Raw genomic sequence first — 16,967 nt, 5'->3', positions numbered from 1 at the left:
CTCGGTGGGCATCAGGCGACGGGGCGCTCGGCTGGCGCACCGTCACCTGTCACGTACTGCCCGGTGATGGCCTGCACCAGCGCATCCTCGGACACCGCATCGCCGTCGAATTCGGCGGTGACCTTGCCGTCGTACATGGCAATGATGCGATTGCTGACGCCCAGGACCTCGGGCATCTCCGAGGAGATCACCAGGACCGCATAGCCGGTATTGGCCAGCTCCTTGATCAGGGCATGGATCTCCGCCTTGGAGCCGACATCGATGCCGCGTGTTGGCTCATCGAGGATCAGCAGCTTGGGATGGGTGTGCAGCCACTTGCCGATGACGATCTTCTGCTGGTTGCCGCCGCTGAGGTTGCCGACCTTCTGTCGCCAGCTGGGCGTCTTGATCTTCATCGCCTGCTGATACTTGTCGTAGACGCGCTTCTCGGCCCTGCTCTTCATGAACCCCTTCGAGGAGACGGTCTCCAGGCCGGCGAGGGTCATGTTGTCGCGACAGTTCATGCCGAGGATCAGGCCCTGGTCCTTGCGATCCTCCGGGACCAGCGCGATCCCCTGGGCGACCGCATCGTGGGAGGAGTGCAACCGGGCGACCTGGCCATCGAGCAGGATCTCGCCCGCCGAAGGCTTGCGCAGGCCGAAGATGGTCTCTGCCACCTCCGAGCGCCCGGCCCCGACCAGGCCGTACATGCCGACGATCTCGCCCTTGCGGACGTTGAAGCTGACGTCACTGAACACCCCGTCGACGGTGAGGCCGCGCAGCTCGAGCATGTTCTCGCCGAAATCCTTCGGCTTGCTGGCATGGTCGAGCTCGAGGCTGCGGCCGATCATCAGCTTGGTGACCTCGTCCTCGTTGGTATCGGCGGTGTTCACCGTGCCGTTGTACTCGCCGTCGCGCAGCACCGAGATCCGCTGGGAGAGATGGAAGATCTCGTCCATGCGGTGGGAGATATAGACGATGCCCACTCCCTGCTCCCGCAGGGTGTTGATGATGTCGTAGAGCACCGGCTTCTCGTGATCGGTGAGCGATGCCGTCGGCTCGTCGAAGACCACGATCTTGGGGGTGAAGACGAGCGCCCGGGCGATCTCGACCATCTGCTTCTTGGCGATGGAGAGATCGCTCACCATGTCCTTCGAACTGAAGGAGCACTTCAGGCGGTCGAGGATCTCCGTGCTGTCCCGGTGCAGGGTCTTCCAGTCGACCCGGTTGCCCCACTTCTTGGGCAGGCTGCCCAGGAAGATGTTCTCGGCCACCGACATCTCCGGCACCAGCGACTGCTCCTGGTGGATCAGCACGATGCCGCTCTTCTTGGCCCGCTTGGGCGTATCGAAGACCTTCTCTTCGCCCTCGAGCAGGATCTGGCCACCGTTGGGCTTGTGCTTGCCGGCAAGCACCTTCATCAGCGTGGACTTGCCGGCCCCGTTCTCGCCCAACAGGGCATGGACTTCGCCGGCTCGAACATCGAAGCTCACCTTATTGAGCGCGATCACGCCGGGGAACTTCTTGGTGATGTTCACCAGGGAGAGGATGGGGCTTTCCCCCCGTCCGGATGCGCCTGAGGCCTGTGTCACTGCTTCAGCATTCATACGGTCACCCCCTTGGCAGACTTGACGTTGATCTTCTGGTCGATGATCAGCACGGAGATCAGGATCACCCCGAGGATGACCAGCACGTAGAAGGCCGGCACCTGCATCATGTTCATGCCATTGCGCAGGATCCCGATGGCCAGCACGCCCCCGAGGGTGCCGGTGATGCTGCCGAAGCCGCCGGTGAGCTTGGTGCCGCCGAGCACGACAGCCGTGATGGTCCAGAGCTCGTAGTCCCGGCCGAGGTTGGGCGTTGAGGCGCCCATCTGGGTGGCCAGCAGGACGCCGGCCAGGGCCGCGAAGAAGCCGACGATCATGAAGTTGATCATCATGTTGCGACCGATGCGGATACCGGCATCCAGTGCCGCCTCGGGATTGCCCCCCACGGCGAAGGTGTTGCGACCATGCCCGGTCTTCTTGAGCACCAGGTGCATCACCAGGGTGCAGAGCAGGAAGATGATGGCCAGCACCGGGATGGGGCCGATAGTGCTGGCACCGAAGTCGGAGAAGGCGAAGTTGCTGGCGTAGAAGGACTGCTCGCCGGTGTAGACGAAGATCAGCCCGCGCACCCCGATCATCGCCCCGAGAGTGACGATGAAGGCGTTGACCCCGGTCTTCCAGACGAGCAGGCCATTGAGGGCACCCAGCGCCACGCCCGTGGCGATGGCGACCAGCACGGCCAGGGTCAGGCTGTACTCCTGCAGGCCCACCGCGAGGGACGCCGCCAGCCCCAGGGTAGCCCCCACGGAGAGGTCAATATTGCCGTTGATCATCACGTAGGTCATGCCTAGCGCGATCAGCCCGATAGTGGACGTCTGGACGAGGATGTTCGACAGGTTGCCCACCGACAGGAAGTAGTCAGACATGACGCTGAAGAAGATGGTGATGGCGATGACGAAGACCCAGATCGGCTGGATTGCCGCGCCGCCGCTCATGAAACGCTTCATATCGATCATGGTGTTCACCCCTCAGGAGTGGCGGGTCAGCAGACGCTTGCGCTTGTTGGCAAGGTCCAGCCATACCGCGAGGATGATGATGACCCAGGTCACGAGCCACTGGGTGTAGTAGGGGTAGCCCAGCAGCAGCAGGCCGTTCTGGATGAAGCCGAGGATCAGCACCCCGATGACCGTCTTCCAGATACTGCCGGCGCCGCCCAGCAGGCTGGTGCCGCCGAGGATGATCCCGGCCAGCACGAGCAGCTCGTAGCCCTGTCCCACGTTGTTCTGGGAGCCCATGACCCGCGAGCCGAGCACCAGGGCGGCACAGGCCACGCAGAAGGCCGAGATCAGGTAGGTGCTGAACACGCACCAGTTCTTGCGAATGCCGGAATAGACGGCCGCCACGGGATTGCCCCCGATGGCGAAAATGCGTCGGCCATAGCCGGTGAAGGACATGACGACCTGTACGATGATCGCCAGCACGGCGAAGATGATGACCGGGACGGCGATGCCCATCAGGTAGCCCTGCCCGAACACGCTGAACCACGTCTCGCTCTGGTTGGCGATATCGACGTTCTGGCCACCGCTGTAGATCAGCACCAGGCCCTGGATCGCCGAGAGCATCGCCAGAGTGACGATCAACGAATTGAGTCGCATGAACCCGACCAGGAAGCCGTTCACGGCGCCCAGCATCAGGGTCAGTGCGAACATCACGAGGATGGCGCCGACCGGACCGATCTTGTCATGGAGATCCACCACCAGAACGGTGGAAAACGACAGCATCGACCCCACCGAAAGGTCGAGGTTCCCGCCGATGATCACCACGGTCACGCCGACCGCAATGATGCCGATGATCGAGGCCTGTCGGACCACCGTCATGATGTTCGACTGGGAAAGAAACTGTTCGGAGAACAGCGAGAATGCAAACATGCAGATCAGGAAGAACACCAGGATTCCCTGGGCCGACAGGAAGTTCAAGAGACCGGCCTTGTGTGTCTTGCTGAGCATGAAGCCTTGTTTGGTGTGTTCTGCAGAAGCCATGTCATTCACCTGTAGGGGCGCGACCTTGTTAGAAAGATCACAGATCAGTCCGTCCAGCGAGCTGCATTGACCGGCACTGCACCGATACCGAAAAGGCAGACACTGTCGACCCGTGAAGCTTGGCCAACGGACAGTCTTTGGCGAAGGAATAAGGCGCATAAGGTCAAGTGACCTCATGCGCCTCGGCGCGAGGATTTAGAACACCGGCTTGTCGAACTCGGCCAGATTATCGGCCGTGATCTTGGGCGTCTCGAAGAAATTCATCTTCGGTACTTCCTTACCCTCCAGCACATCGAGTGCCGTCTGGAGAGCCGCTTCGGCGTCATCGACCGGGGACTGGTAGATGGAACCATAGTACTCGCCACGCTCAATGGCCTCGTAACCCACGGCGAAGTTGGTGGCACCGATGAAGGCGATATCCCCTGCCCTGCCGGCACTCTTGGCCGCATTCAGGGCACCGACGCCCATGTTGTCGTCACCGGAATAGACACCGTCGATGTCGTCGTACTTGGTCAGGAAGTTCTCCATGACCCGCTGGGCCTTCTCACGATTCCAGTCGGCGGGCTGGGTCTCGAGAATCTCGACGTCGGGGCAGGCCTCGGCCAGCCGGACCTCGAACCCGTTCGAACGCTCCATGGCCGTGGTGTAGCCGGGCTGTCCGGCGATCTGGACGATCTGTCCCTCGCCATCCAGTGCATCGCACATCATCTCGGCGGAAGAGGCGCCCTGCTGGACATTGTCGGGGCCCGAAAAGGCGGCAATGTATTCCATGCCCGCCTCGGCGATCTTGGAATTGGTCACCACGACCGGGATGCCGGCCTTGTGAGCCTGTCGAATGGCGGGAATTACCGCCTGTCCGTTGGTCGGCCAGATGATGATGGCATCGACCTGCTGCTGAATCAGGTTGCGTACCTGACCGATCTGGCGCGCCACATCGCCGCCGGCATCGAGCACCACCACCTCCACGTCATCACGCGCCGAGGCGGCACTTTCGAAGGCACTTTCGTAGGTGGTCTGATAGCTGTCTACTCCCACGTTATTCTGAGTGATACCGATCCGATAGGCCTCCTCTGCATGGGCGAGACCTGAAGACACGATCATGACACTGGTGGCTAGCGCTGTTTTGTAAAACATGTTGGCACCTGTTTTGTTGTAGTTGCTCTCACCGGCTCGCCGAGGAGGCTGTCGGGGTAAGAGGAGCTTATGGCTGTGCACTTCTTTGGCGCAATGCGACCACGAGAGAGAAATGACCAATCTGGTTATTTTGTTCCGTAGGCGCTCGCCACGACTCGACGGACGCTTGGCGCTGCGCAGCAAGGCACACTCAAGCGGATAAAGTATCGTCCCTCTGGCGAGAACCGCCCTGCCGGAAGGTGCGCGGCAGGAAACTCCCGCGCCCCGCCGGTTGTGCCCCGGGGGACACGTACCGTCGGGAGCGGCGGGCGGGCTGGCCGGTGTATGCGGCTACCTGGGTAGAGGTGGGACAGGCGAGGAATACTGCGAGCAGCAGTTGCAGGAGGGCGAGTACGAGGTCAGGGACGACGACAGAACAGACCACCCCGCGAAAAAGGTCGTGAAGCGCGGCGAGAAAGAGGCGAGGACTAGCCGGTGCAGTGTGCCTTCGAGGCCGCGCGGAAGGCCGCCATGGCGTCATCCATGCGACGCTCAAGAGCCTCGATGCGGGAACCGTGAGCCGGGTGCGTGGAGAGGAACTCCGGCGGCTGGCCGCCGCCCGCCTTGGCCATGTTGCGCCATAGCGCCACGCTCTGGCGCGGGTCGAAGCCGGCCGTGGCCATGATGGCGAGCCCCATCTGGTCGGCCTCCTCCTCATGGGCGCGACTGAACGGCAGGGCGATGCCGAGGCGCGCCCCGATGCCCAGCGCCTGCCGGAGCCCCTCGCCGGCCAGCTCCCCCTCGCTGAAAAGCCCCACCACCAGCAGCACGGCCTTGATGCCGAGCTGCTGGGTGACGCGCTCGTTGCCGTGATCGGCCAGCACGTGAGCGACCTCGTGACCGATCACCGCGGCCAGCTGGTCGGGGGTCTCGGCAACCCGCAAGAGGCCGGCGTGCACCCCGATGCGCCCGCCCGGCAGGGCGAAGGCGTTCGGGCTGGGATCGTCGAATACCACCACCTCCCAGGCCTCGGGCATGCCCGCCTGGGGATAGCGCGCCTCGGCGGCCGCGACCACCTCCCGCGCCACGCATTGCACCAGCCGGTTGGCCACGGGGTCACGCGCGAGGGGGCGCTGGCGGCGCATCTCGGCGAAGGCGTCGCCGCCCATCTCGGCCATCAGCCCCTCGGGCACCAGCGCCAGCTGGGAGCGGCCGGTGGGCGTCTCGCCGCAGCCGGCCAGCGTCAGCATCGCCAGCAGGGCGACGAGGCCGCGGCTCTTCCTCGTGCGCCACATCGCCCTAGTCCGCCATCACCGCGTCCAGGGCGGCCCGGTAGCCCTGGCTGCCGAGCCCCGCGATCACCCCGTCGGCGCGCAGCGAGACGTAGGAGTGGTGGCGGAAGGCCTCGCGCTTGTGGACGTTGGAGAGATGCACCTCGATCACCCGGCCGTCGAAGGCGTTCAGGGCGTCGAGGATCGCCACCGAGGTGTGGGTGTAGGCGGCCGGGTTGATGATGATCGCCGCGGTACCGTCCAGGCGTGCCGCCTGGATCAGATCGATCAGCTCGCCCTCGTGGTTGCTCTGCCGGCAGGTGATCTCCCAGCCGCCCAGGGCTGCCTGCTCATAGAGGCCGTTATCGATGTCCTCCAGGGTCTCGCGGCCGTAGACCTCGGGCTGCCGGGTGCCGAGCAGGTTGAGGTTGGGGCCGTGCAGGACCAGTACCTTGTGCATGTCGTCGCCTTCCTTGAGGGTGATGTCGGTTTGAGAGCGATCCGATCAGGACGCCGGCTCGAGCAGGCGCTGCCAGAGCGCGATGACGGCGTCGCGATGCGCCTGGAAATCGGCGTTGCGCCCGCGCGCCGGCTCGCCGGTCAGGGCCGCGCGATGGGCGGCGGTGCGGCAGGCCAGGTAGGCCTCGCGCAGCCGCCGGCACTCCTCGGCGGGCAGCCGCCCGGTCGCCTCGAGGGTCTCGAGGATGCGCATGTTGTCGCTGTAGGTCAGCAGGTCGGGAGTCTCGTGGCCCATGGAGAGCACCGCGAACTGGCAGAGGAACTCGATATCCACCATCCCGCCGGCATCGTGCTTGAGGTCGAAGTCGTCGCCCTGGCCGCGGCTCCCCAGGTGGTCTCGCATCTTGTGGCGCATCTTCACCACCTCCTCACGCAGCGCCGCGAGGTCGCGCTCGCGGCCGAGGATCTCGCCGCGCAGCGCGTCGAAGCGCTCGGCCAGCGAGCGGTCGCCGGCCACCACCCGGGCCCGCACCAGCGCCTGGTGCTCCCAGGTCCAGGCCTGCTCGCGCTGGTAGTCGGCGAAGGCGTCGAGTGTCGAGACCAGGAGCCCCGAGTTGCCCGAGGGCCTCAGCCGCATGTCCACCTCGTAGAGGCTTCCCGCCGGGGTCACGGCGGTGAGCAGGTGGATGATGCGCTGGCCGAGGCGGGTGAAGAAGACCGCGTTGTCGATGGGCCGCGCCCCGTCGGTACTGCCCTGGGTGGCGCCATCGTGGAGGAACACCAGATCCAGGTCGGAGCCGTAACCGAGTTCGATGCCGCCGAGCTTGCCGTAGCCGACGACCAGGAACTCGGCCTCGCTGCCGCAGCGCCCCTCCCCTCGACGCTCCGGGAAGCCGTGCTTGCGGGTCAGGTGCTGCCAAGCCATGGCCAGCACCGCCTCCAGCACCACCTCGGCGATGTAGGTGAGGTAGTCGCTGACCTTCATCAGGTGGCGGGTGCCAGCGATGTCGGAGGCCGCCACGTGCAGCACCTGGGCGTGCTTGAAGACGCGCAGCGCCTCGAGCTGGGCCTCCTCGTCGTCCTCGGGGAGCCGCCCCAGGGCCTGGCGCAGCTCGTCGGCCAGGCGCGCCTTGTCGGCAGGGGTGTAGAGGGTCTCCGGGGTCAGCAGCTCGTCGAGCAGGATGGGGTGGCGGGCGAGCTGGGTGGCGATCCAGGGGCTGGCGCTGCACAGTTTCATCAGGTGCCCCAGGGCCTCCGGGTTCTCGCGCAGCAGCGCCAGGTAGGCGGTGCGGCGCAGCACCGCCTCGATCAGCGGCAGCACCCGCTCCAGGGCGAGGTCCGGCGTCTCGCTGGCGGCCACGGCGTCGAGCAGCAGCGGCATCAGGGCATCGAGCCGCTCGAAGCCGATGCGCTGCATGGCCTTCACCGGGCGGGCGTGGCGCAGCGTGCGCAGCCGGCGCACGGCGACCTCGGGCTCGGCGAGGCCAGCCTCCTCGAGCAGCGCCTGGGCCTCGTCGTCCTCCAGCTCGCCGCGCCACAGCGCGCGCCACTCCTCGAGGCTGGCGACATCCGAGGTCTCGGGTGCGTCGGCCTCATCGACCTCCTCCTCGGGCTCGGCGATGACGGCGTCGAAGTGCCGCCGCACCCGCTCGCGCACCTCGTCGAGCCGCGCCATCAACGCCGGCCAGTCCTCCATGTCCAGCGCCAGGGCCACCCGCTCACGGTCGATGTCGCCGTCGGGCAGGGTCTGGGTCTGGCGATCTTCCAGCGCCTGGAGCGCGTGCTCCAGGTCGCGCAGGAAGACGTAGTCGGGGGTCAGCTCGTCGACCACCTCGCGGGGCAGCAGGCCGAGCTCGGGCAGGCGCTCCAGGGCGGTCTTCAGCGAGGTGACCTGTAGCTCGGTATCGCGACCGCCGCGGATCAGCTGGAAGGCCTGGACCACGAACTCCACCTCGCGGATGCCGCCGGGGCCGAGCTTGATGTTGCCCTGCATGCTGCGGCGGCGCACCTCGCGGTTGATCATCGCCTTGAGCTCGCGCAGCGACTCGATGGCGCCGAAGTCGAGGTACTTGCGATAGACGAAGGGGCGCAGGCTCGCCAGCAGCTCGGCGCCGGCCTCCAGGTCGCCGGCCACCGGGCGCGCCTTGAGCATGGCGTAGCGCTCCCACTCGCGGCCCTGATCCTGGTAGTAGCCGGCAAGCGAGGCGAAGCCGCCCACCAGCGGACCGCCGTCGCCCAGCGGGCGCAGGCGCATGTCGACGCGGAAGGCGAAGCCGTCAGCGGTCACGGCGTCCAGCGCGCCGATCAGCTTCTGGCCGAGCTTGGTGAAGTACTCCTGGTGCTCCAGGGACTTGCGCCCGCCCTCGGTCTCGCCCTTCTCGGGGAAGGCGAAGATCAGGTCGATGTCCGAGGAGAGGTTGAGCTCGCCGGCGCCGAGCTTGCCCATGCCCAGCACCACCAGGCGCTGCTCGCTGCCGTCGCGACGCGGGGCGGGACGCCCCCAGCGCGGCGCGAAGTGCGCTTCCAGCCAGCCGAGCGCCCCCTCCAGGCAGGTCTCGGCGAGCCGCGACACGGTCGCCGCGGTCCCCCACATGTCGAGGCCCGGCGGGCGGGTCAGGTCGCGCCAGACGATGCCCAGCATGCGCGCGCGGCGAAAACGACGGATGGCGGCGTGCAGGGCCGCCTCGTCCTCGGCGGCCTCGAGCCGCTCGTCGAGCCACTGGCGCAGCGCCTCCGCCGAGGGGGGCTCCTCGAGCTCGCCGCTGGCGTCCAGATGCAGCAGCCACTCGGGGTTGCGCACCAGGGTCTCGGCGACGAAGGAGGAGATGGCGAGCACCCGGGCCAGCTGCCGGCGACGCGCGTCCGACAGCGACAGCCAGTCCTCCAGCGGGGAATCGTTGCCGGTCATCTCGGCCAGGTTCTCGGCCTCGCAGAGCGAGCTCGCCAGCCGGTCGCGGGTGTGAGCCAGGGAAGCTTTCAGCGGCTCGGGAATGTCATCCAGCGGCAGGAAGTCGTCGGGCAGGGCCATGGGCGTCTCGCATCCGGTTCTCGAATGCCTTCAGCATAAGCGAAGCCGGCCCCGCCCCATAACCCGGCCGGGCGCCTCAGGCGAGGAATTTCTGCCAGGCCAGCAGGCCCCAGGTCAGCCCGGCGAGGGTGAGCGCCAGCATCACCGCCGCCGAGCCGATGTCCTTGGCCCGGCCGGCGAGCTCGTGACGCTCGGGGCCGATGCGATCCACCGCGCACTCGATGGCGCTGTTGAGCAGCTCGACGATCAGCACCAGCAGGCAGCTGCCAGCCAGCAGGATCCACTCCACCGGGCCCTCGCCGATCCAGAGCGCCAGCGGCAGCAGCAGCAGGCAGGCCACGACCTCCTGGCGAAACGCCGCCTCGTGGCGAAAGGCCGCGGAGAGCCCCATCAGCGAGTAGCGCGTCGAGTGGATCAGGTGGCGCCAGCCGGTGTAGCCAGGCTTCATGTCGGTCGCTCCGGTGGACTCAGTGGGCATCGATCATCTCCTCCAGGTCGGCGGCCAGCGGGTCGAGCACCTGTCGCCAGTTGAGCCAGGGCGTGGTGGCGGTGCCGTTGACCAGCGCGCTGAACACCCCCCACTGCCCGGAACGGGTGCGGAAGTAGCCGCCCACGGCGCGCACCGCCACCGGCTGGTTGAGGGTGCCGGTCTTGAGCATGACGTGGTGCTGGAAGGTCGCCGAGCCGCGCCGCATGAAGCGCATCACGCCGTTGCCCGGCGACTGCAGGGCGGCGACGAAGCTTGGGAACAGCGCCGGGCGATGATACATGCGCTCCAGCAGGGCATTCACCCCGACGGCCGAGGTGCGGTTCTCGGGGGTCAGGCCGCTGCCGCTGCGCAGGGTGACGGGGCCGTGGCCGGGGGTCTCGGCCGCGAAGGCCTCCAGCGCCGCCCCGCCCTGCTCCAGGCTGGCCCGCGGCGCCTCGACCAGGTTCAGGGCCAGCACGTCGGCCATGAAGTTGTTGGAGTAGTTGAGGGTGCGCAGCAGCAGCTCCTGCAGCGGCTCGCCCTCCACGGCGGCGAGCTCCCGGGCCGACTCGGGCGGTTCGGTGACCGCCACCGTGGCCCCCTCGCGCACCGTGATGCCTGCCTGCTCGAGCATCGCCAGCAGGGTGTCGGCACTCTGCCGCGCCGGGTCGGAACTCGCCCGGTAAACCCGTCTCGGCCGGGCGTTGGTGGAGATCTGACCGCGCAGCACCATGACGTCACCGCTGTCGCGCAGCACCCGCTCGGCATTGAGCTCGGTGCCGCTGTCATCCGGTTTCGTCTCGACACGGTTGTCGATGCCGACGATCGGCGCCTGGCTGTCGCAGCTGTTGATGCGCGCCGGCTCACCGGCGGACGCGGCGGGCGCCACGGCAACGCACCAGCTGCCGAAGTTGACCCCCGCCGAGGAGAGCAGCGCGCTGTAGGCGTTGGCCACCCGGGAGTGCGCCTGACAGCGATCGGTGGTCAGGCACTCGACCGGCCCGTAGCGCCACTGGCTGATCACCAGCCGACCGTCGACGCGTCGCACCCCGGCCTGATGCAGGCGCTGCACCAGGCGCCACAGGTCCTCACTGGTCAGGGCGGGATCGCCGCCACCATCGAAGACCAGGTCGCCCGACAGCACGCCCTCGGCGTCGGGCTCGACCGTGCTCACCAGGCGGCTGGTGAAGCGGTGCTGGGGGCCCCAGCGATCCAGCGCCGCCGCCGCCACATAGACCTTGGAGACCGAGGCCGGCGAGAGCTGACGCTCGGGGTCGATGCTCCCCAGGCGCTCGCCGCTGCCGAGCAGCCGCGCCTCGGCGCCGACCTGAAAGCCCTTATCGGTGAGCTCGGCGAGGCGGGAGAAACCGCTCGCCTCGGCTAAAAGGGGCAGCAGCGCCAGCAGCGCGCAGTAGAGCGGTCGACGGAACATGGGGCCTCCAGGCATCACCGAAGGCCCAAGCTTAATGGGACGCGACGGAAGAGAACACCTGAATCACCACCACGCCGCCAACGATCATCGCCAGGCCCAGCAGCGCCGGCAGGTCCGGCTTCTCGCCGTAGACCAGGATGCCCACCAGGGTCACCAGCACGATGCCGAGCCCCGCCCAGAAGGCGTAGGTGATGCCCACCGGCAGGGTCTTCAGCACCAGGGCGAGCAGGTAGAAGGCCAGCCCATAGCCGGCCACCACCACCACACTGGGCCACAGCCGAGTGAAGCCGGCCGAGGACTTCAGCGCGCTGGTGGCAACCACCTCGGCGATGATGGCGAGCGCCAGAAAGAGATAGGTCATACGGCCTCCTGCCGCGCCAGCCGGCGGCGCATCACGCGATCGAACGCCGTGTTGAAGAACAGCGCGTAGACCAGGAAGAACAGCATGAAGCCGAGATCCAGCCAGAAGGCCTCGACCAGGCCGATCTCGAGCCACCAGGCCACCACCGGCAGGGTGGCGATCAGCAGGCCCAGCTCGAAGCCCAGCGCCTGGGCAATGCGCTGGGCCAGGCTGCGCCGCCGGGTCGGCACCCAGATATCGAACAGCCGGTTCCAGACCAGGTTCCAGAGCATCGCGGCGCTGGCGAGCCCCACCGCCAGCACGCTGATGGCCCCGGCGTCGTGGCCGCTGAGCACGCTGCTCAACGGAATCACGATGGCCAGGCCAATCGCCTCGAACAGCACCATGTGGGTCACGCGCTCTTTCCAGGAACGCATCATGCACCTCCTCACCCGTGAACGGCCGAGGCCGGAGCCTCGACGATGGCCCTCATTCTCGCCATCATGGCGATGGATGCGAGTTGGAAACCATCAGAAAAATAGATAGGTCACGCCCATGCGCTGGAGCCTCGATCAGCTGGAGATCCTCATCGTCTGCGCCGAGCGAGGCTCCTTCTCCTCGGCCGCACGCCACCTGGGTCGCGCCCAGTCGGCGGTCAGCACCGCCATCGCCCACCTGGAGGCCGACCTCGACTGCCCGCTGTTCGACCGCAGCGCCCGGCTCCCGCGCCTGACCCAGGCCGGCGAGGCCCTGCTCCACGAGGCCCGGGCGGTGATCCGCCAGTGCCAGCGGCTGGATGCCCGGGCCCGGGCCATCGCCCAGGGCGAGGAGGCCCGGCTGGTGCTGGCCATCGACGAGGCCCTGGTGGAGATGCCGCCGGTGGACGAGACCCTGGAGGCGCTGGCGCGCCACTACCCCGCCCTGCAGCTGACCCTGCTCTACGGCGCCCAGGGCGACATCGCCGGCTGGGTGGAGGATCGCACCGCCGATCTCGGCATCCTGCTGCGCCAGCAGGGCCAGGGCCCGGTGCTGGAGGGCATCCGCATTGCCCACCTGCAGCAGGCGCTGGTGGTCGCCCGCCACCATCCGCTGGCCGCGCTCTCCTCGCCGACCGTCGGCGACCTCGCCGCCCATCGCCAGCTGCTGATCGCATCAAGGGGCGAGGACGACCGCCGGGCGCCGCTCGCGGCGCAGTTCTGGCGGCTCAACAGCTTCTACTCCATGGCCGAGCTCGCCACCCGGGGGCTCGGCTGGGCGCTGGTGCCGCGCCATATCGCCCGCTACCCGCCCTTTCGCGACGACCTGGTGGAGCTCACCGGCGAGGGGCTCGGCATGGCGCCGGTCATCGAGGTGGAGACGGTCTCGCGGCGCGACGCCGACCGGGGCCCCATCGCCCGCTGGCTGCGTCATACCCTCGGCGAGCGCTTCCGCGACCGCCGGGGGCGCTGACGCCGTCAGCCGACGGGCACCAGCCCGGGGGCATGGGGCAGCTCGACCACCAGTCGCCACAGCGCCTGGCCGCTGGCGTGGTACTTCTGCTCGAAGGGCGTCAGGTAGTCGGGCCCCGGCGCGAAGGGCTCGGTCGCGGCCGCCACCCCGGTGGCCTGGGTCACCGCCAGGGCGAACTCCTCGACATAGATCCGCCAGTTGGAGCGCAGCTCCAGCCGCCCGCCCAGCGCCAGGATCGCCGGCAGCACCGGGTGGCCCTGCCAGCGCATCTTGAGGTGCGCGGCCTTGGGATAGGGATTGGGGTAGAGCAGGTAGTGGCGCTGCGGGCGCCAGTCGGCGTCCAGCGCCAGGCGCCAGAAGTCCACCAGGTCGGCGCGCACCAGCAGGGCGTTGTCCGGCAGCCGGCCGTGGTCCCGGGAGAGGCGATCGGCGCTGCGATCCACGCCGAGCACCGAGCAGTCGGGGAAGCGCTCGGCCAGCCGGCGGGTCGAGAGCCCCACCCCGCAGCCCGCGTCGAGGATCAGCGGCGCCGTGCCGCGCCGCTCGCGCCAGTCGCTGGCCTCGGCGAAGGCCTCGCGAGTATGCGCGGCGAACGGCTTGCGCAGGGGGTGCGTCAGGGCACGGGCCACGCGGCGCGGCAGGTCCTCATGGGGGCCGGTCTGGCGGCTGGTAATGGAGCGCGAACGGGCAGTCATGGCAGCGGGCTCGGGGGCGAAAAGGGCGGAGTATTCTACCAGCCGCGTGCGACAGATCCAGGCGCGATCGCCCCGGGTGCAGGGGCGCCAGCATGACGCCACCGCGGGCCGGGTGCTATCATCGACGGTCTGACATTGCAGCCACGACATCAACCGCACAACGAGGAACCCGGCTTGCCACACTTACCGGTGATCGTCGGCATGGGCGGCGTGAATCCCGCCGGCCGAACCTCGGGCCACCAGGCATTTCGCCGTACCGTGCTCGATGCCCTGCCCGACGACGTTCAGGCCCGTACCCTGCTCGGCCTCGCGGCCATGATGCGCCTGGCCGACGGCCAGGCCGATGGCGCCTGGCATGATGCCGAGGGCCGCTCCCTGGATGCCGCCGGGATCGTCGAGCAGACCCGTCAGCAGGTGCTCGACCATACCCTGATCCGGCGCATCGAGGATGCCCGCTTCAACGAAGAGGGCCTGCCGGCCAACCGCAAGGCGAGCCTCGCCCTCGACGCGCCGCTGACCTTCCGCATCCGCCGCCGACAGCTGCCCGACGCCCTGCCGGCCACCTGGCAGGTGCGCGAGCTCGACCGCCAGAACCTGGAAGTCACCGTGCCCGCCGGCAGCATGGACGTGATGCTGCCCGAGACGCGCCAGGCCCAGGTGCGCGCCGCCGGCCAGCTGCCGACCGGCTTCGAGCCCAGCCGCCTCTATCGCAGCGTGCACCATCCCCGCGGCCTGGCGATGACGATCTTCGCCGCCAGCGACTGCCTGGGCGACAGCGGTCTGGAGTGGGACGACCTGCGCGACCGCCTGGACCCCGACCAGATCGCCGTCTATGCCGGCAACTCCATCGGCCAGCTCGACGATGAGGGCTGGGGCGGCCTGCTCAAGAGCTTCAGCTCCGGCAAGCGCGCCACCTCCAAGCAGATGCCGCTGGGCTATGGCCAGATGCCCGCCGATTTCCTCAATGCCTATGTGCTGGGCAGCGTGGGCGGCACCGGCGCGGCGCTGGGCGCCTGCGCCAGCTTCCTCTACAACCTGCGCCTGGGCGTGGACGACATCCGTGCCGGCCGGCGGCGGGTGGTGATGGTCGGCACCGCCGACGCCCCGATCACCCCCGAGGTCATCGAGGGCTTTCGCAGCATGGGGGCGCTGGCCGACGACGACGGCCTCAAGGCCCTGGATGCCCTCGAGCTGCTCACCGATGCGGACTACCAGCGCGCCTGCCGCCCCTTCGCCCGCAACTGCGGCTTCACCATGGGCGAGTCCAGCCAGTTCGTGATGCTGATGGACGATGACCTGGCCCTGGAGACCGGCGCCAACATCCTCGGCAGCGTGCCGGCGGTGTTCGTCAACGCCGACGGCTGGAAGCGCTCGATCTCGGCGCCGGGCATCGGCAACTACATCTCGCTGGCCAAGTCGGCCGCGCTGGTGCGCGACATGCTCGGCGAGACCGCCCTGCGCGAGCGCACCTTCCTCCACGCCCACGGCACCAGCACCCCCAAGAACCGCACCACCGAGTCCCACGTCTTCGACCGGGTGGCCCGCGCCCACGGCATCAACGACTGGCCGGTGGTGGCGGTGAAGGCCTTCGTCGGTCACTCCCAGGGCAGCGCCGCCGGCGACCAGCTGACCAGCGCGCTGGGCAGCTTCGCCCATGACCTGCTGCCCGGCATCTTCACCCTGGACGCCGTGGCCGACGACGTGCATGCCGAGCACCTGCGGCTGTTCCGCGACCCGCTGCCCTTCACCGCGGACGCCGCCTTCATCAACGCCAAGGGCTTCGGCGGCAACAATGCCACCGGCGTGGTGCTCTCCCCCGCAGTCACCGAGCGGCTGCTGACAAAACGCCACGGCGAGGCCGCGATGAGCGACTGGCGGGCGCGCCGCGAGGCCACCCGCGAGGTCGCCGCGGCCTATCATCAGGCCGCCGACCGAGGCCACTTCCAGGCCCGCTATCGCTTCGGCGAGGGCGTCCTGGAGGGCCCGGAGCTCGAGGTCGGAAGGGACCGGATCCACATCCCCGGCTATGCCCAACCGGTCTCGCTGGCCGTCGACAACCCTTTCGGACGCCTGGAGGACGAGGGCGACTCATGAACACCGCCATCTACCCGGGGACCTTCGACCCCATCACCAACGGCCATCTCGACCTGATCGAGCGCGCCTCGCGGCTCTTCGACAAGGTGGTGGTGGCCATCGCCACCAGCCCCGGCAAGGGGCCGGCGCTGGATATCGACACCCGCATCGGCCTGGCCCGGGAGGTCGTCGCCGGGCTCGACAACGTCGAGGTGGTGGGTTTCTCGGGACTGATGACCGAGTTCATGAAGCAGCAGCAGGCCCGCGTGCTGCTGCGCGGCCTGCGCGCGGTCTCCGACTTCGAGTACGAGCTGCAGCTGGCCAACATGAACCGCGCCCAGATGCCGGAGCTCGAGACGGTGTTCCTGACGCCGGAGGTCGAGAACTCCTACATCTCCTCCACGCTGGTGCGCGAGATCGCCCGCCTCGGCGGCGACGTCTCCAAGCACGTGCACCCCAGGGTCGCCGAGACGCTAAACAGCCATTACAATACCTGACTCTGACGCTCGGGATTATCCCCGAGCTCGCTTGCCGGCCAGCGACTTCCGTGAGGTACCCCATGGCCCTGATGATCACCGACGAGTGCATCAACTGCGACGTCTGCGAACCCGAATGCCCCAACGGCGCCATCTCGCCGGGGGAAGAGATCTACATCATCGACCCGAACCTGTGCACCGAATGCGTCGGCCACTACGACGAGCCGCAGTGCCAGCAGGTCTGCCCGGTGGACTGCATCCCGCTCGATCCGGAGCGCGCGGAGAGCCGCGACGAGCTGATGGAGAAGTACCACCGCATCACCGCCGCCTGACGCAGCCGGCGGGGCTGCCCGAGTCGGTGCACCCCGCCGGCCCTCCCTGCACCAGCAAGCGCCCTCGCCCGGCCTCTCGCCATCGACCCCACGTCGATGGGCGTTGCGTGACAATCCCCGCCTCTCATGCCTGTGCACCCTCGTGGACACCTGCGCCCCTCGCGCCCGTCACTGGAATCTCCGTTGGCATTCATCTCCTCTAAAACAATAAACTCTTCATCAATAAAGACTGCATCACCGACGATCTCCCGACATGCGCGATTCA

At 68.0% G+C, this 16,967-nt stretch carries 16 protein-coding genes; 4 read left to right on the top strand and 12 right to left on the bottom strand.

Annotation, left to right across the window (positions count from 1 at the left end; all coding sequences use genetic code 11):
- Positions 1-11 precede the first annotated feature (11 nt).
- The 11 genes from ABE957_RS06885 to ABE957_RS06835 all read right to left on the bottom strand — a co-directional run bounded on the left by ABE957_RS06885 (position 12) and on the right by ABE957_RS06835 (position 12,114).
- Entirely contained in the window at positions 12-1,586 is a 1,575-nt protein-coding gene (locus tag ABE957_RS06885; protein WP_349757931.1) for a sugar ABC transporter ATP-binding protein, read from the bottom strand.
- Positions 1,583-2,542, bottom strand: coding sequence for an ABC transporter permease (locus ABE957_RS06880; RefSeq protein WP_349757930.1), 960 nt, complete (start codon positions 2,540-2,542; stop codon positions 1,583-1,585). Before ABE957_RS06880 ends, ABE957_RS06885 begins: the two co-directional genes overlap by 4 nt.
- A 12-nt stretch (positions 2,543-2,554) precedes the next feature.
- Entirely contained in the window at positions 2,555-3,565 is a 1,011-nt protein-coding gene (locus ABE957_RS06875; protein WP_349757929.1) for an ABC transporter permease, read from the bottom strand.
- Between the two features lie 195 nt (positions 3,566-3,760).
- Entirely contained in the window at positions 3,761-4,699 is a 939-nt protein-coding gene (locus ABE957_RS06870) for a sugar ABC transporter substrate-binding protein (RefSeq protein WP_349757928.1), read from the bottom strand.
- Positions 4,700-5,166: 467 nt separating this feature from the next.
- Positions 5,167-5,973: a M48 family metallopeptidase gene (locus tag ABE957_RS06865; RefSeq protein WP_349757927.1), complete on the bottom strand. Its 807-nt coding sequence runs from the start codon at positions 5,971-5,973 to the stop codon at positions 5,167-5,169.
- Between the two features lie 4 nt (positions 5,974-5,977).
- Positions 5,978-6,409: a type II 3-dehydroquinate dehydratase gene (gene aroQ, locus ABE957_RS06860; RefSeq protein ID WP_349757926.1), complete on the bottom strand. Its 432-nt coding sequence runs from the start codon at positions 6,407-6,409 to the stop codon at positions 5,978-5,980.
- Between the two features lie 45 nt (positions 6,410-6,454).
- Positions 6,455-9,436 (bottom strand): bifunctional [glutamate--ammonia ligase]-adenylyl-L-tyrosine phosphorylase/[glutamate--ammonia-ligase] adenylyltransferase, encoded by a 2,982-nt coding sequence (glnE, locus tag ABE957_RS06855; RefSeq protein ID WP_349757925.1) that lies wholly within the window; start codon positions 9,434-9,436, stop codon positions 6,455-6,457.
- Between the two features lie 76 nt (positions 9,437-9,512).
- Positions 9,513-9,884 carry a diacylglycerol kinase gene (locus ABE957_RS06850; protein ID WP_349758136.1) on the bottom strand — a complete coding sequence of 124 codons (372 nt, stop codon included), beginning with the start codon at positions 9,882-9,884 and terminating at the stop codon, positions 9,513-9,515.
- Between the two features lie 19 nt (positions 9,885-9,903).
- Complete coding sequence (gene dacB, locus ABE957_RS06845; RefSeq protein ID WP_349757924.1) at positions 9,904-11,337, bottom strand: D-alanyl-D-alanine carboxypeptidase/D-alanyl-D-alanine endopeptidase; 1,434 nt, start codon at positions 11,335-11,337, stop codon at positions 9,904-9,906.
- A gap of 31 nt (positions 11,338-11,368) precedes the next feature.
- Positions 11,369-11,698, bottom strand: a complete 330-nt coding sequence (locus ABE957_RS06840; protein WP_349757923.1) for a DMT family transporter — start codon at positions 11,696-11,698, stop codon at positions 11,369-11,371.
- Positions 11,695-12,114, bottom strand: coding sequence for a PACE efflux transporter (locus ABE957_RS06835; protein WP_349757922.1), 420 nt, complete (start codon positions 12,112-12,114; stop codon positions 11,695-11,697). The genes ABE957_RS06840 and ABE957_RS06835 overlap by 4 nt, the downstream gene beginning before the upstream one ends.
- A gap of 118 nt (positions 12,115-12,232) precedes the next feature.
- Here ABE957_RS06835 and ABE957_RS06830 point away from each other — a divergent pair, with 118 nt between their 5' ends.
- Positions 12,233-13,126 (top strand): LysR family transcriptional regulator, encoded by an 894-nt coding sequence (locus ABE957_RS06830; RefSeq protein ID WP_349757921.1) that lies wholly within the window; start codon positions 12,233-12,235, stop codon positions 13,124-13,126.
- 5 nt (positions 13,127-13,131) lie between these two features.
- On the opposite strand, the gene trmB is transcribed toward ABE957_RS06830, so the two are convergent.
- Positions 13,132-13,821: a tRNA (guanine(46)-N(7))-methyltransferase TrmB gene (gene trmB / locus ABE957_RS06825; RefSeq protein ID WP_349757920.1), complete on the bottom strand. Its 690-nt coding sequence runs from the start codon at positions 13,819-13,821 to the stop codon at positions 13,132-13,134.
- Between the two features lie 201 nt (positions 13,822-14,022).
- Between trmB and ABE957_RS06820 the strand changes: the two genes are divergently transcribed.
- From ABE957_RS06820 to ABE957_RS06810, 3 genes are all read left to right on the top strand, one after another.
- The gene (locus tag ABE957_RS06820) at positions 14,023-15,915 is read left to right on the top strand and encodes a beta-ketoacyl synthase (RefSeq protein ID WP_349758135.1); all 1,893 of its coding nucleotides are present in this window, start codon (positions 14,023-14,025) and stop codon (positions 15,913-15,915) included.
- The gene (coaD, locus tag ABE957_RS06815) at positions 15,912-16,391 is read left to right on the top strand and encodes a pantetheine-phosphate adenylyltransferase (protein WP_349757919.1); all 480 of its coding nucleotides are present in this window, start codon (positions 15,912-15,914) and stop codon (positions 16,389-16,391) included. Before ABE957_RS06820 ends, coaD begins: the two co-directional genes overlap by 4 nt.
- A gap of 62 nt (positions 16,392-16,453) precedes the next feature.
- Positions 16,454-16,702, top strand: a complete 249-nt coding sequence (locus ABE957_RS06810) for a YfhL family 4Fe-4S dicluster ferredoxin (protein WP_138182366.1) — start codon at positions 16,454-16,456, stop codon at positions 16,700-16,702.
- Positions 16,703-16,967 lie beyond the last annotated feature (265 nt).

This window comes from Halomonas pelophila (genome assembly GCF_040196315.1).
GTDB lineage: Bacteria > Pseudomonadota > Gammaproteobacteria > Pseudomonadales > Halomonadaceae > Halomonas > Halomonas pelophila.
This window is presented reverse-complemented; position numbering and strand designations above follow the sequence as displayed.